This window comes from Streptomyces lavendulae subsp. lavendulae (assembly GCF_002803845.1).
Classification (GTDB): domain Bacteria; phylum Actinomycetota; class Actinomycetes; order Streptomycetales; family Streptomycetaceae; genus Streptomyces; species Streptomyces lavendulae.
Genome location: NZ_CP024985.1, coordinates 3,820,242 through 3,833,612, shown reverse-complemented (window position 1 = coordinate 3,833,612; position 13,371 = coordinate 3,820,242). Strand labels below are relative to the sequence as shown.

Below are 13,371 nucleotides of genomic sequence, written 5' to 3'. Positions count from 1 at the left end.
GACAGCCCGTCCCGCCACGGAATGCCAAAGACTGCCGGGAAACCCCCAAAAGAACGGTCACGGGGGAAGAGGAGGAGGGGCGGGCGTCCCAGAGATGTGCGAGCCGTCTCCGCCCAGTCCCCCAAAGCCGGACCGATACTTCATCGGCCCCAGGCCCGGGGCGACCCAGACCGCCCGACACGGCGATCAGAGCGTTCAACGGGCCGGACAGGCGCATCGGATCGCTACGCGCTTCGCACGGCTTGGCGTCCGGCGGCCGTCTGGGGCTGGGCATGAGCCGGCCGGGGGAGAGGGGAAGTCCGGGGGAAAGGGGGAGTGGTCACGCCTTTCCACTCTCAAGGTATAGCGGGCAGGGGGGATTGCGGCAAGGCCCCCGGCATGCCGCAGAATCGCCAACCTCAGCCACAGTCAAGGGAAATGGGCGTCACGAATGCGTGTGTTGTTGTCTGCGTACGATTCGCGCGGGGGAGTCGAGCCGCTCGTGGGACTCGCGGTGCGGTTGCTGGAACTCGGTGCGGAGGTGCGGGTGTGCGCACCGCCGGACGAGGAGTTCGCGAAGCGGCTGGCGACGATCGGTGTGGAGATGACCCCGACCGGACAGTCGGTGCGCGACTTGGTGACCGGGAAGACGCCGCCGTCGCCGGGAGGGGTACCGAAGCGGGCGGCCGCGCTGGTCGCCGCCTTCTATGAGCAGGCCAGGGCCGCTGCCGAGGGGTGCGACGTACTGGTGGCGACCGGCCTGGTGCCGGCCGTGGCCGGCGTGAAGGCCGTCTCCGAGAAGCTGGGCATCCCCTACGTCTACGCCAGCTACCAGCCGGTGAGCCTGCCGTCCCCGCACCATCAGCCGATGGCACGCCCGGGACGTCCGCTCGCGCCGGATGTGACGGACAACGTCGCGCTGTGGGAGCAGGACGCCCGGGACGCGCAGGAGGTGTTCGGGGAGGCGATCAACACCCACCGGGCGTCGATCGGCCTGCCGGTACTGGACAACGTCCGTGACCACGTCTTCACCGACCGGCCGTGGCTGGCCACCGACCCGACCCTGGCCCCGTGGGTGCAGCCGGCCGATCTCCATGTCGTGCAGACCGGTGCCTGGGTCCTCCCGGACGAACGCCCGCTGCCCGCTGACCTGGTGGAGTTCCTGGACGCCGGTGCGCCGCCGGTCTACGTGGGCTTCGGAAGCATCCCCATGCGCGATCCGCAGGACGTCGCACGCGTCGCCATCGAGGCCATCCGCGCGCAGGGCCGCCGCGCGGTCCTCTCCCGCGGCTGGGCCGACCTGGCCCTGATCGACGACCAGGACGACTGCTTCGTCGTCGGCGAGGCCAACCACCAGGCCCTGTTCCGCCGCACGGCCGCCGTCGTGCACCACGGCGGCGCGGGCACGACGGCCACCGCCACCTGGTCCGGTACCCCCCAGGTGATCGTGCCCCAGGGGGCCGACCAGCCCTACTTCGCCGCCCGCGTGGCCGACCTGGGCATAGGCGCCGCCCACGAAGGCCCGACCCCCACGGTCGAGTCCCTGTCCGCCGCACTCAAGACCGCCCTCACTCCCGACACCAGCGCCCGCGCCACAGCCGTGGCCGCCGCGTTCCAGGCCGACGGAGCAGCAGTGGCCGCCCAACTCCTCTTCGACCTCGTTCGTCAGACCCCGACGACGAAGAACTGACAAACAGCCCGCGCTCGCGTGAGGGACTCCCGGCCGTGGGCGGCTTGTGTCCGGCCCCAGACGGCCGCCGGACGCCATGCCGAGAGAAGCGCGTAGCGATCCGACGCGCCCGTGAGGTTCGTTGGACGCTCTGGTCGTCCTGTCGGGTGGTCTGGGCTGCCCCGGGCCTGGGGCCGATGGCTATTCGGGGCCGGAAATGCGGGACCGGGCGGAGACGGGTCTCGCATCACTGAGCCACCCGCCCCTCCCTCACTTCCCCCGTGACCGTTCTTTTGGGGGTTTCCCGGCAGTCTTTGGCATTCCGTGGCGGGACGGGCTGTCAAGGGTGGCCGAAGGCCATCGCGAAGCGACGCGACGAAGGAGCGCCCTTGACAGCCCGGCCCGACGCGGAAGGACGATGAGACTGACGGGAAACCCCCAAACCCTCCCTGACACGGACCAGGTCAAGTCCCGCTGTCCCCCGACTCCGCCCCCGCCCCACCCTCTCCCCTTGCACCTCGCCCCGCCTCCGGGGCATGCTTCGCGAGGGCGAAGCGGGAGGGATCATGGCGGTGGACAAGCGGACCGTGGTGACGGCGGTGCTGTGTGCGGTGGCTGCCTTGGGCGCCTCCGCCGCGGTGGCCGAGCTGGTGCCGCCGCCCGACGGGGCCGACGCCCCCGTGCGCGCCAAGTCGGCCACCCCGTCCGGCTCGCCCACCGGGCAGTCGCGGTCCAAGGCCTCCAAGCCCCAGCTCGCCTCGCCGCCGCCGGCCGCCGTGACCCCCAAGCCGGGCGGGCCCGCCGCCTTCACCGGCGCCCTGTTCACGGGCGGCCTGGACGGCGATCACTTCTGCACCGCCACCGTCGTCCGCAGCCCCGGCAAGAACCTGCTGATCACCGCCGGTCACTGCCTCATGGAGGGCGAGCAGACCCGCGACGGCGGTGCGGTCTTCGCGCCCGCGTACGCGAACGGCGTGGCCCCGTACGGGACCTGGAAGATAGAGCAGGTCTACGAGGACGAGCGCTGGGCGGACGGCACGGACGACGACTACGACCTCGCCTTCGCCCGCGTGGCCCCCGACGCCAAGGGCCGCAACATCGAGGACGTCATAGGCGGCGCCCCCCTGGACACCTCCGGCCGCGCGGGCGAGGAGGTCACGGTGACGGGCTACCCCGCCGACCGCAAGGTTCCCCGCACCTGCACGGCCGTCTCCGTCCGCCTCAGCCCGACGGAACAGCGCTTCGACTGCTCCGACTTCCCGGGCGGCACCAGCGGCAGCGCCTGGATCGGCCGCGACGGGAAGATCATCGGCATCCTGACGGGCGGGGACACGGACGACGTGTCCACGAGCACCGTCCTCGGCGACTACGCGGCGCAGCTCTACGCGAAGGCCACCGCCAAGCGCTGACCACCCCCACGCTGACCACCCCCACGCTCCCCCCCCGCTGACCCTTCCTCCCCCAACCGGGGGAGGGTGGGTCGCTCCCGGGCGCGATGGCGGGGGAGCGGCGGCCCGACAGGATCGGAGGCGACCGCACCACCGCTTCCGGAGGGGAAACCACCGTGATCGAGTCGACCCCGCGCCGTACCGTTCCGCTCGTCCTCGCCCTGGCCGTAGCGGCGGCCGCGCCGACGGCCACCGCCGCGGCCGCCACGACCGCCGCAGCCGCCCCCGCCCCAGCGGCCTCAGCCACCGCCTTCGCCGGCATCCGCGGCTGGGCCCGTATGGCGTACGGGGATCCGCGGGACGACGTCCGGATCCTCGTCGACGCGCACGGCTCTTTCGACGGCCGCGATCCGGCCGTGGCGGCGCGCTCCTGGGGGACGTTCCGCATCCAGCACTTCATGGGCGGCCCCTCCGACGGCTCCGACGGGCCGCGGCCGGGCTTCAACTGGGGTGACTTCCGGGTCGACTGCGTACGCGTCGACGGCGCCGACGTGGCCGTGACGGGCAGGCTCGTCGACGCCGGACCGGACTGGGAGGAGTTCCTGCACGGTACGCCGCCCGCCCGGATGGGGGTGAGTTTCCACGTCGCCGCGCCGGGGACCGGGGAGACCCGGATCGGGATCACGGCGCCGCCCCCGGCCGGTGCGCCCGAGTTGGCGCCCTGCGCGGCCGGGCCCGCCGACGCCGGTACGACCGCGGGTGGCTACACCCTCACGGACACCCGCCGCCGGTCCGGGTGATCCGGGCGGAATGCGGGGGCGGCCGGCTGCGCGGACCCTCCCCGCCCGGGGTTACGTCACGAGCCCCAGGTGGACCGGTTCGGCCGGGGTGCCGGCGAGGAGCTGGGGCAGGCGCGGGGGCCAGAGGGGTTCGCCGAGGGTGGCGAGGCGCTGCTGGGAGAGCCACTGCCAGTGGATGTCGGGGGCTTCGAGCCGCGGTTCGCGACGGGGGCCCGTGGTGACGTAGATGTGCTCGTGCTGGCGGACCGGGACGCCCTGGTGGGTGAAGTCGTGCTCCCAGGTGCACAGCAGCCGCTGCGGCTCCAGGTCGGTCCACCCGGTCTCCTCGCGCAACTCGCGCCGCACGCACTCCTCCGGGCTCTCGCCGGGATCGATCCCGCCGCCCGGCGGCAGCCAGTGGATGCCGACTTCGCTGTTGTTCTCCCGGAACAGGAACACCGATCCGCTGGGGGAGAGGACGACAATGCGCGCTGCCTGACGAGGAGTTCTCATCAGTTCAGGGTACGTCCGGGCCCCTGCGGGCGGGAGGGGTCGGCGGGCTCGGCGGGACCCGGCTGGACCGGTGTGACCGGCGGGACGGGCCGGTCCCGCCCCACCCGCCCCGCCCGCGCCAGGAATTCAGATGGTGACGCAGATGCCGTCCTCGATGGTGCGGCCGTCGCGCTCCAGGCCGCCGCAGACGAGCTTGGCTCCGGCCTGTTCGTAGCCGACGTTCCAGCGGTGGGAGGCGGCGGTGACCCGCCCCGAACGGAACTCCCCCCAGTAGGCGCGCAGGACGCCGGGGTTGCCGTCGCGGGTCTGGACGGTGATGTCCTGCACGAACCGGTTGTGGTGCGCCGTCATGACGCAGATGTACCGACCGCACTGGCTGTCCACCGCGGCGTTGGCGGGCGATGCTCCCGCGAGGGCGAAGGCGAGGGCGGCGAGCACGGTCGCGGACTTCCGCATGACAGATCCTCCTGTTCGGTCGGCCGCACCCCCGTGCGGCCGGCCCGTCCAGTAGATCGCCCCGCGCCCCCGGGAAGGCCGTTCCGGCCATCATTTCCCCTGATCAGGTGGCATTTGCCGTCTGATCATGCGACCGGCGCGCCCGCCGTATCGTTTATGCGGCTCCTCCCCTCCCCGCCCCCCTACGCCGCCTGGAGCGCCAGCGTCGGGGAGAGGCGGGCCGCCCTGACCGCCGGGTAGAGGCCCGCCAGGGTGCCGATGGCCAGGGTGGCCGCGAAGCCGCCCGTGACCGCCCACGGGGGGACCACCCAGGGGAGGTCGGCCGCCCGGGCGTAGATCCCCGTCGCGGCGCCGCCCAGTGCGATCCCCGCCAGGCCGCCGAGTCCGGACAGCAGCAGCGACTCGGTGACGAACTGGATCCGGATCTGCCCCTTGGTGGCACCGAGCGAGCGGCGCAGCCCGATCTCGTGGCGGCGTTCCAGCACCGAGATGATCATGGTGTTGGCGACGCCGACCCCGCCCACCAGGAGCGCGATCCCGCCCAGCCCGAGCAGCAGCGTGCTGAACGCCCCCTCGGTGGCCGCCTTCGCCTGGAGCGCCGCCGAGGGGTCGGTCACCGAGACCGCGCCCGGCGTCCGGGGGTTCGCGCTCCGGGCGATGAGCCCGCGGACCTCCGCGACCCGGTCGTCCGCGGAGCGTTCGTAGACCGCGGTCGGGTGACCGTCGAAGCCCAGCAGCCCCGTCGCCGCCTCCCAGCCGATCAGGGCCGAGCGTTCGACCTCCGGGGCCAGCGGGACCGGCTCCAGGATCCCGACCACCGTGAAGTAGCGGCCTCCGATGAAGACCTGCTGCCCCGGCTGCGTGATGCCCAGGCGCTGCGCCGAGACGTGCCCGAGCACCACCGAGGGGTAGCGGCCGTTGGCGGCGTTCAGCCAGGTCCCGCTGCGCACGCCCGCCCGCAGCGTGCCGAGGAGGTCGTCCTTGACGGCCTTGAGGGCGATCCCGCCCGTCTCCCCGGCCGGGATGTTCTCCGACCGGCGGACGGACTGCGCCACGTCCCCCGTCGTACCGACCGACTCGACCCCGTCGATGCGGGAGATCATGCCCGGGGCCTCCGGGGGCAGCTTCGTGTCCTGCCCCGAGAACATGGACTGGCCGGGGGTGGCCACCAGCATGTTCGTGCCCAGCCGGTCCAGCTCCCGCAGGAGCTTGGCCTGGCTGGACGAGGAGATCCCGACCACCGCGATCATCGTCGCGATGCCGATGGCGATCCCGAGGGCGGAGAGGAAGACCCGCGTCGGGCGCGAGCGCAGCCCCGCCGAACCGGCGTGCAGGACGTCGCGGGGGGTGAGCCTGGGGGGCGTGAGCCGGGTGCGGCCCCTCGAACGGCGCCCCATCACCCGGCCTCCGTCCCGGCGGCCCCGGCCTCCGGGTTCCGGGCGTCCGCGACGACCTCGCCGTCGCGGATGCGGACCCGGCGGGGCAGGGCGGCGGCGATCTCCTGGTCGTGGGTGATCACGGCGATGGTGGCCCCGTCCTCGTTCAGCTCGTGCAGCAGTTCCATCACCGACCGCCCCGAAGCCGTGTCCAGGGCCCCCGTCGGCTCGTCGGCCAGCAGCAGGTCCGGTTCGCCCGCCACCGCGCGGGCGATGGCCACCCGCTGTTTCTGCCCGCCCGACAGCTCGTGCGGCCGGTGGTCCATCCGGTCGCCGAGGCCGACCCGTGCCAGGGCCCGCTCCGCCCGGCGCCCTCGCTCGGCGCGCGGGAGTCCGGAGTACAGCAGTCCCTCGGCGACGTTCGCCCGCGCGCTGAGGCCCGGGACCAGGTGGAAGGACTGGAAGACGAAGCCGACGTGGCGCGAGCGCAGCGCCGACAGGGCCCGGTCGGACAGGGCCGCCACGTCGTGCCCCGCGATGGCGACGCGGCCCGAGGTGGGCCGGTCCAGGGTGCCGACGACGTGCAGCAGGGTGGACTTGCCGGAGCCCGACGGGCCGACGATGGCGAGGAGTTCCCCGCTCAGGACGGTGAGGTCCACCCCGCGCAGGGCCGTGACCCCGCCGGGGTACTCCTTGGTGACCCCGGCCAGTTCGACGACGGGAGGCCCGTGGCGGACGGCGTGGTCCGTCATATCTTCGGCACCCCCACCCGCATGCCCTCCTTGAGGTCGCCGCCGGTCACCTCGACCCGGCCGTTGCCGAACATGCCCAGCTCCACCTTCACGTCGCGCGCCCGGCCGTTCTCCACGACCTGGACGCCGAAGCCGCCACCGGACAGCGCCAGCAGCGCGCCCACCGGTACGGACAGCACGCCGGTACGGGTCTCGCCGGTCAGGGACACCGACACCGGGGACTGGTCGGGGCCCTTGACGTCGCCGGGGCTGTCGAAGACGACGATCACCTCGACCTTGGCCTTCTTGTCACCGCCGCCACCTCCCCCGCCGCCGCCACCTCCCCCGCCGCCGCCACCTCCCCCGCCGCCGCCACCTCCCCCGCCGGGGCCGCCGTTCTGGTCGTCGGGGGCCGCGGTGCTGCCCACCGAGTCGATCTTTCCGCTCGCGCCGGTGCCGCCCGGGAGGCGGACCGTCACCTTGTCGCCGGTCTTCGCCGAGCCGGCCTTCGCCGCGTCCAGCTGGAAGCGGACGATCCGCTCGGTGCCCGTCACGGTCAGCACGGGCTTGCCCGGCCCCGGCTCGTCACCGACCGCCGCGTCGCCCCGCTTGACCCGCTGCGGGCCCGGGGCGAAGGCGATGTCCTCCCTGGCGACCTCGCCCGTCTCCTTCTCCTTGTGCGCCTTCTGCCAGCGCTTCACCGCCGCCGCCGTGCCCTGCGTGAAGGTCCCGTCCGAAGCGTCCAGACCGGCCCCGTGGCCGAGGGCCACCAGGTTCCGCTTGAGCTGCTTGACGTCCTCGCCCTTGTCCCCCGCCTTCAGCGGCCGGTACATCGGCACGGTCCCGTACATCAGGCGCACCGCCCTGCCGTTGACCTCGTAGAGCCTCCCGTCCCGCTCCACGGCCGAGCCCTCGGCCGCGGCCCAGGTCAGGACGCCCGGCCCGGACGTGCTCAGCTTGCGTTCGCCCGCGTACCCGAGGGTGCCGTCCACCTGGCTGCCCGAGCTCAGGTCCCCGCGCCGGACCTCGTCCGTGGCCGGGGGAAGGCCGTCGGCGTGCTGCCGGCGCCCGTCGTCCCGCGCGGGCCGGTCGAGGAGGACGTACCCGCCGCCCGAGACGGCCAGCACCACCGCCAGGGCGGCCACCAGCCACCTGCCGCGCCGCGCCATCAGGCCGCTTCGCACTTCTTCTGGGCCGCCTCGAAGGCCTTCTCCTGCCCCTTGGGGATCTCGGTCGCGCTCTTGGCGCCGCCGTTGTACTCGGGGTCCTTGAGGTCCACGCCGTTCTCGCGCATGCACCTGACCCAGCGCAGCTCCTTGTCCTTCTGCTCCTGCGTGGGCTCCTTGCCGGACCCGGGAGCCTGGAGCCCGCAGGCCTTCATGGCCTCCTCCGTCTTCTGCGGGTCGGCGCCCCCGCCGAGGGTCATGCCGCGCGGGTCCTGGCCGGGCTCCGGGTCCGGGGCGTCGATGCCGTGTTCGCGCAGGCACTTGCGCACCTTCAGGGCCTTGTCGGCGTCGGCGCCCGTGCCGGACCCGCCGGACCCGCCGGACCCGCCGCTCGCGGAGCCGGTCCCGGTCCCGGTCCCGTTGCCCTCCTTCCCCTCCTTCCCGTCCGACGTCCCGCTGTTCGCGCAGGCCGTGACGAAGAGGGTGAGGCCGGTCAGGACGGCCGCCGTGGTCATGGTCAGGGATCGCTTCATGGGCCCGAGCGTGCGGGAGGAGGCGGTTTCGCTTCCCTCTCGCGGATCGCTTACAACGCCGAAATGTCCTCCTCCTGTAGAGAGGGAGGATGCGAGTACTGGTGGTGGAGGACGAGGAGTTCCTCCGGGAGATGATCGCCGAGGGGCTGCGCCGCGACGCGCTGGCCGTCGACGAGGCGGGCGACGGCCTGGAGGCGCTGCGCCGCCTGCGCCTGGGCGAGTACGACGTCCTCGTCCTCGACCGGGACCTGCCCGGACTCCACGGAGACGAGGTCTGCCGCCAGGTGGTGCGCGAGCGGCTGCTGACCCGGGTGCTGATGCTGACCGCCTCCGGGACCGTACGGGACCGGGTGGAGGGCCTCGGCCTGGGCGCCGACGACTACCTCACCAAGCCCTTCGCCTACGACGAGCTCCTCGCCCGCGTCCTGGCCCTGGGCCGGCGCACCCGTCCGGCCCTGCCGCCGGTGCTGGAACGCGCCGGGCTCGCCCTGGACACCGCGCGGCGCTCCGCCGCCCGCGACGGACACCGCCTCGCGCTCTCGCGCAAGGAGTTCGCCGTGCTGGAGGCGCTGCTGCGGGCGGAGGGGGCGGTACTGAGCAGCGACGACCTGATCGAGCAGGTGTGGGAGCAGGACACCGCCTACAGCACCAACGCCGTCCGGGTCACCCTCAGCAAGCTGCGCGCCAAGCTCGGCGAGCCGCCGCTGATCGAGACGGTGCCGGGAGCGGGCTACCGGATCGCCGCGGGGGAAGCACCGCCCCGCGCAGGAAGCACCGGTCCGCGATGAGAGCGGTGCTCCACTCCGAGCGCGCCCGTCTCACCGCGCTCTACGGCTCCCTGCTGCTCCTCGCGGGCGGCGGCCTCGTCGCACTGGTCAACCTGCTCCTGCGCCGGGGCCTGTACTCCCGCGTCAACGGGGCCGTCACCACCGTCCTGCCCGGCGGCGTCCCGGCCGAGGGCCGCGATCCCGCCGCCGGGGAGAAGGTCTTCGAGCCCGCCCACAGGCTCCCGCCGGGCACCGCCCCCACCGCCGAGCAGGTCGAGCAGTGGCGCGTCACCCGCAACCTGACCACCGCCGCCTCCGGGGCGGCCCTGCACGAGCTGACCCTCGTCTCGCTCGTGGCCCTCGCCCTCTTCGCCGTCCTGTCGGCCTGGCTCGCCTGGTGGATGGCCGGCCGCGTGCTGCGCCCCGTCGGGGTGATCACCGAGACGGCCCGCCGCCTGTCCGGGGCGAACCTGCACGAACGGATCGCCCTCCAGGCCCCGCCCGGTGAGCTCAAGCGGCTCGCCGACACCTTCGACGGGATGCTCGACCGGATGGAGGACCTCGTGGGAGCGCAGCGCCGCTTCGCGGCCAACGCCGCCCACGAGCTGCGCACCCCGCTGGCCGTCCAGCGGGCCGCCGCCGAGATCGGGCTGGCCGGGGAGCCGGACCCGGCGAAGGTGGCCCGGATCCGGGAGCGGCTCATCGCGGTGGCCGACTCCAGCGAGCACCTGGTGGAGTCGCTGCTGCTGCTGGCCGTCTCCGAGGAGGGCCTGGAGTCGGCGCGGCCGGTGGACCTGGCGGCACTGGTGCGGGCCGAGTCGGCGGCGGTCGCGGACGGTGCGGCGGACGCCGGAGTGGCCGTCGTACGGGAACTGGCGCCGCTGACGGTGAGCGGCGACGGGACCCTGCTCGGCCACCTGGTGCGCAACCTGCTGGCCAACGCGGTGCGGCACAACCGGCCGGGCGGCCGGCTGCGCGTGCGGACCTCCCCGTCGGGGGTGCTGACGGTGTCGAACACCGGGCCGGTGATCGGTCCGGGGGAGGTGCCGCGGCTGCTGGAGCCGTTCCGCCGCCGCGCCGAGCGCCGCCACACCGCGGGGGAGGGGGCGGGGCTGGGCCTGTCGATCGTCGCCTCGATCGCGCGGGCGCACGGGGCGCGGCTGCTGGCCGAGGCCAACCCGGCACCGGACGGCGGCCTGACGGTCCGCGTCCGCTTCCCGGCGGAGCCGACGGCGGGGCGCACGGCGGGGTCCGCGGCGCGGCGCGCGGCGGGGCGCGCGGCCGGGTCCGCGGCGGGGCGCGCGGCCGGGTCCGGCGCGGGGTCCGTGGCCCGCCCGGGGTAGCCGCGCGGCGCCCGCGCGGCGCCCGTTCGGCGGGAACGAAGATCGCCTCCTGTACGGTCGGGTCAATGAGCAAGCACGCCCGAGCCCGCTCCAGTTCCCGCGGCCGTACCCGGACGCGCTCCCGTTCGGCCGCCCGCAGGCCGCGGGCGCTGACCGCCGTCGCCGCCTTCGGTCTGCTGGCCTTCGGTGCCGGCTGGGTGCAGGCCCTCCACGAGCAGCCGGGGGCGCCCGTGCCGCCGCCGGCCCGTTCGGACTCCCGCCCGCAGACCCCCGACCGGGCCGCGCGCGACGCGCACCGCCCCGACGCCCGCCACGGGCTGCCGGCCTCGCTCAGCGACGCGGCCCGCGCCCGGATCCCCGCCGAGAGCCGGCAGCTGGTGCTGGTCACCGGCCGGGCGAAGGACTCCTCGGAGTCGGACGTCACCTTCTACACGCGGGCCGCGGCGGGCGCCGACTGGACGGCGGCCGGGCACTGGCCCGCCCGCAACGGCGCCAAGGGCTGGTCCACCGAGCGCGAGTACGGGGACCTGACCTCCCCGCAGGGGGTGTTCTCCCTCAGCGACGCGGGCGGGCGGCTGCCCGCGCCGCCCGGTACGAAGCTCCCGTACGACCGGGACGCGGCCTTCGTGGCCTCCGGCCGCGGGGTCAACGGGGAGTCCCTGGCGGGCTCCTTCGACTACGTCGTGGCGATCGACTACAACCGCCGCCAGGGCGTGTCCCCGCTGGACCCGGCCAAGCCGGACGGCGAGCGCAAGGGCGGCAACATCTGGCTCCACGTGGACCACGACGGCCCCTCGCAGGGCTGCGTCGGCCTGCCGAAGGAGGCGATGCGCAAGCTTCTGGAGACCCTGGACCCGGCGGCGCACCCGGTCATCGCGATGGGGCCGGCCGGCTTCTGAGCAGCAGGCCGATGTAGACGACGTCGAACACGCTGCACAGCACGCCCAGTCCCAGGACGAAGCCGGACCCCTCCAGCACCCCGAACAGCACGGTCGGGGCGAGCGTGCCGAGCCATTTGGCGACGGCGATGAGCAGGGACTGCCCGCGCGGACCGCGCCGGGCGACGAAGAAGGCGATGAACAGCCCGGACATCAGCAGGTTCTGGAGGAACGCCGAGTAGCGGGTGGCGTCGTGCGTCCCGAACTGGGCCAGGAAGAGCCACTGCACGGCGAACGCGGTGGCGAACAGGAGCACGTTCCAGGCGGCGAACAGCGGCCGGGTCACGAAGCCGGGCAGTTCGGCGCGCCCGAAGCGCAGGTAGGTGTACACGATCACGAGGTCGGCGAGCGCCCACACCACGTTGACCACGCCCTGCGCGGAGACGCCGGTGCGGAACTCGTCCACGGCGTAGGTGGTCTCCCAGGCGAGGTTGAGCGCGAGCGCGGCGACGGGCATCGCGTACGTCCGGTCCCGCAGCCCGACGCGGATCGCCTCCACGTACACGACGGTCCAGGCGAGTCCGCTGACGAGGGTGAGCATCAGTTCCACGCGCCGCACCCTAGGCGCTGGAGGCCGCGCGCGGAACGGCGCGTGCGGCGGGGCGCCGGCGGTCGGCGCCGGCGGTCGGCGCGTGCGGCCGGACCGTGCGGCCGGACCGTGCGGATCGCCCCCGCCTCTTGCCTGACGGTCCGTCAGCTACGACGATGGCCGGCACCGGCGCGCCGCGCCGGCGCACGACGCACCCGGCAGACGAAGGCGAGGCGGGCCCGCCATGGCACGCGTGTTTCCGGAAGGCCGGCTGGCGTACGGGATGCAGCTCCCCGTCCAGTCGCAGAGCACCCTCTACGCGGAACCCTGGGAGGCCTCGGCCGGCGCCGCCGACCTCGCCGAGGTGGCCCGCGCCGCCGACCGGGCGGGCTTCGGGTACCTCGCCACCTGCGACCACGTGGCGATCCCGCGCCGCCTCGCCGGCCCCATGAGCACCATCTGGTACGACCCGGTCGCCACCCTGGCCTTCCTGGCCGGGATCACCGAGCGCGTCCGGCTGCTGAGCCACGTCGCGGTCGTCGGGCTGCGCCACCCGCTCGTCACCGCCAAGCAGTACGCGACCCTCGACCACCTCAGCGGCGGCCGCCTGATCCTCGGGGTGGGCGCCGGGCACGTCCAGGAGGAGTTCGAGGCCGTCGGCGCGGACTTCCCCCGCCGGGGCGCCCTGCTCGACGAGACCCTCGACGCCCTGCGCGCGGCCCTCGGCCCCGAGGAGTTCCCCGAGTTCGAGGGGGAACGGTTCTCCTTCCGGGACCTCGGCCAGCTCCCGCGGCCCGCCCAGGAGCGGATCCCCGTCTGGGTCGGCGGGTCCTCGCCCGCCGCCGTCCGCCGGGCCGCCGAGCGCGGCGACGGCTGGCTCCCGCAGGGCGACCCCCGCGGGAAGCTCCCGGCGCAGATCGCCCGGATCAAGGAGCTGCGCGCGGCGGCCGGGGTTCCCGGCCCCGTCGAGTTCGGCGCGATCACCGAGGCCCTCTACGTCGGCGAGCCCGCGTGGGACACCGGCCGCCGGGCCCTGACCGGCAAGGCGGAAGCGCTCGCGGAGTCGCTGCGGGAGTACCGGGCGCTGGGCGTGGACCAGATCCAGGTCCGCTTCCGCAGCCGCGACCGCGCCGAACTGACCGACCAGATCACCGCTTTCGGGGCCGAGGTGGCCCCCCTCCTCAACGACTGAAGGGTGTAGTGG

General features: G+C 74.4%; 14 protein-coding genes. 7 read left to right on the top strand and 7 right to left on the bottom strand.

Translation table 11 applies throughout. The features are described 5' to 3' along the window. Window positions 1-430 precede the first annotated feature (430 nt). The 3 genes from SLAV_RS16500 to SLAV_RS41030 all read left to right on the top strand — a co-directional run bounded on the left by SLAV_RS16500 (window position 431) and on the right by SLAV_RS41030 (window position 3,836). Window positions 431-1,669: a glycosyltransferase gene (locus SLAV_RS16500; RefSeq protein ID WP_030236466.1), complete on the top strand. Its 1,239-nt coding sequence runs from the start codon at window positions 431-433 to the stop codon at window positions 1,667-1,669. A 545-nt stretch (window positions 1,670-2,214) separates the two neighbouring features. After that, a complete protein-coding gene (locus tag SLAV_RS16490; protein ID WP_234333794.1) occupies window positions 2,215-3,057 on the top strand; it encodes a trypsin-like serine peptidase in 843 nt (280 codons plus the stop codon). Between the two features lie 155 nt (window positions 3,058-3,212). Continuing rightward, on the top strand, window positions 3,213-3,836 hold the full coding sequence (locus tag SLAV_RS41030; RefSeq protein ID WP_158740799.1) for a hypothetical protein: 624 nt from the start codon (window positions 3,213-3,215) through the stop codon (window positions 3,834-3,836). Between the two features lie 51 nt (window positions 3,837-3,887). Here SLAV_RS41030 and SLAV_RS16475 read toward each other — a convergent pair whose 3' ends face one another. The 6 genes from SLAV_RS16475 to SLAV_RS16450 form a co-directional block, all read right to left on the bottom strand. Further along, window positions 3,888-4,328 (bottom strand): NUDIX hydrolase, encoded by a 441-nt coding sequence (locus SLAV_RS16475; RefSeq protein ID WP_030236459.1) that lies wholly within the window; start codon window positions 4,326-4,328, stop codon window positions 3,888-3,890. Window positions 4,329-4,454: 126 nt separating this feature from the next. Further along, window positions 4,455-4,784, bottom strand: a complete 330-nt coding sequence (locus SLAV_RS16470; RefSeq protein WP_030236457.1) for a hypothetical protein — start codon at window positions 4,782-4,784, stop codon at window positions 4,455-4,457. Between the two features lie 182 nt (window positions 4,785-4,966). Next, the gene (locus SLAV_RS16465; RefSeq protein WP_030236455.1) at window positions 4,967-6,181 is read right to left on the bottom strand and encodes an ABC transporter permease; all 1,215 of its coding nucleotides are present in this window, start codon (window positions 6,179-6,181) and stop codon (window positions 4,967-4,969) included. Further along, window positions 6,181-6,912, bottom strand: a complete 732-nt coding sequence (locus SLAV_RS16460; protein WP_030236452.1) for an ABC transporter ATP-binding protein — start codon at window positions 6,910-6,912, stop codon at window positions 6,181-6,183. Before SLAV_RS16460 ends, SLAV_RS16465 begins: the two co-directional genes overlap by 1 nt. Further along, the gene (locus tag SLAV_RS16455; protein ID WP_234333793.1) at window positions 6,909-8,075 is read right to left on the bottom strand and encodes a peptidoglycan-binding protein; all 1,167 of its coding nucleotides are present in this window, start codon (window positions 8,073-8,075) and stop codon (window positions 6,909-6,911) included. The genes SLAV_RS16460 and SLAV_RS16455 overlap by 4 nt, the downstream gene beginning before the upstream one ends. Continuing rightward, complete coding sequence (locus SLAV_RS16450; RefSeq protein ID WP_051841264.1) at window positions 8,060-8,590, bottom strand: hypothetical protein; 531 nt, start codon at window positions 8,588-8,590, stop codon at window positions 8,060-8,062. The genes SLAV_RS16455 and SLAV_RS16450 overlap by 16 nt, the downstream gene beginning before the upstream one ends. 89 nt (window positions 8,591-8,679) lie before the next feature. Here SLAV_RS16450 and SLAV_RS16445 point away from each other — a divergent pair, with 89 nt between their 5' ends. The 3 genes from SLAV_RS16445 (at window position 8,680) to SLAV_RS16435 (ending at window position 11,599) form a co-directional block, all read left to right on the top strand. Beyond that, entirely contained in the window at window positions 8,680-9,378 is a 699-nt protein-coding gene (locus SLAV_RS16445) for a response regulator transcription factor (RefSeq protein ID WP_030236443.1), read from the top strand. Continuing rightward, complete coding sequence (locus SLAV_RS16440; protein WP_078950533.1) at window positions 9,375-10,700, top strand: sensor histidine kinase; 1,326 nt, start codon at window positions 9,375-9,377, stop codon at window positions 10,698-10,700. The genes SLAV_RS16445 and SLAV_RS16440 overlap by 4 nt, the downstream gene beginning before the upstream one ends. A gap of 65 nt (window positions 10,701-10,765) precedes the next feature. Beyond that, window positions 10,766-11,599 (top strand): hypothetical protein, encoded by an 834-nt coding sequence (locus SLAV_RS16435; RefSeq protein WP_030236438.1) that lies wholly within the window; start codon window positions 10,766-10,768, stop codon window positions 11,597-11,599. Here SLAV_RS16435 and SLAV_RS16430 read toward each other — a convergent pair. Next, on the bottom strand, window positions 11,571-12,335 hold the full coding sequence (locus tag SLAV_RS16430; protein ID WP_435846469.1) for a transmembrane-type terpene cyclase: 765 nt from the start codon (window positions 12,333-12,335) through the stop codon (window positions 11,571-11,573). The genes SLAV_RS16435 and SLAV_RS16430 overlap by 29 nt on opposite strands. 76 nt (window positions 12,336-12,411) lie before the next feature. On the opposite strand from SLAV_RS16430, the gene SLAV_RS16425 reads away from it, so the two are divergent. Continuing rightward, window positions 12,412-13,359, top strand: coding sequence for a TIGR03619 family F420-dependent LLM class oxidoreductase (locus SLAV_RS16425; protein ID WP_234333792.1), 948 nt, complete (start codon window positions 12,412-12,414; stop codon window positions 13,357-13,359). The last annotated feature ends 12 nt before the right edge of the window (window positions 13,360-13,371 follow it).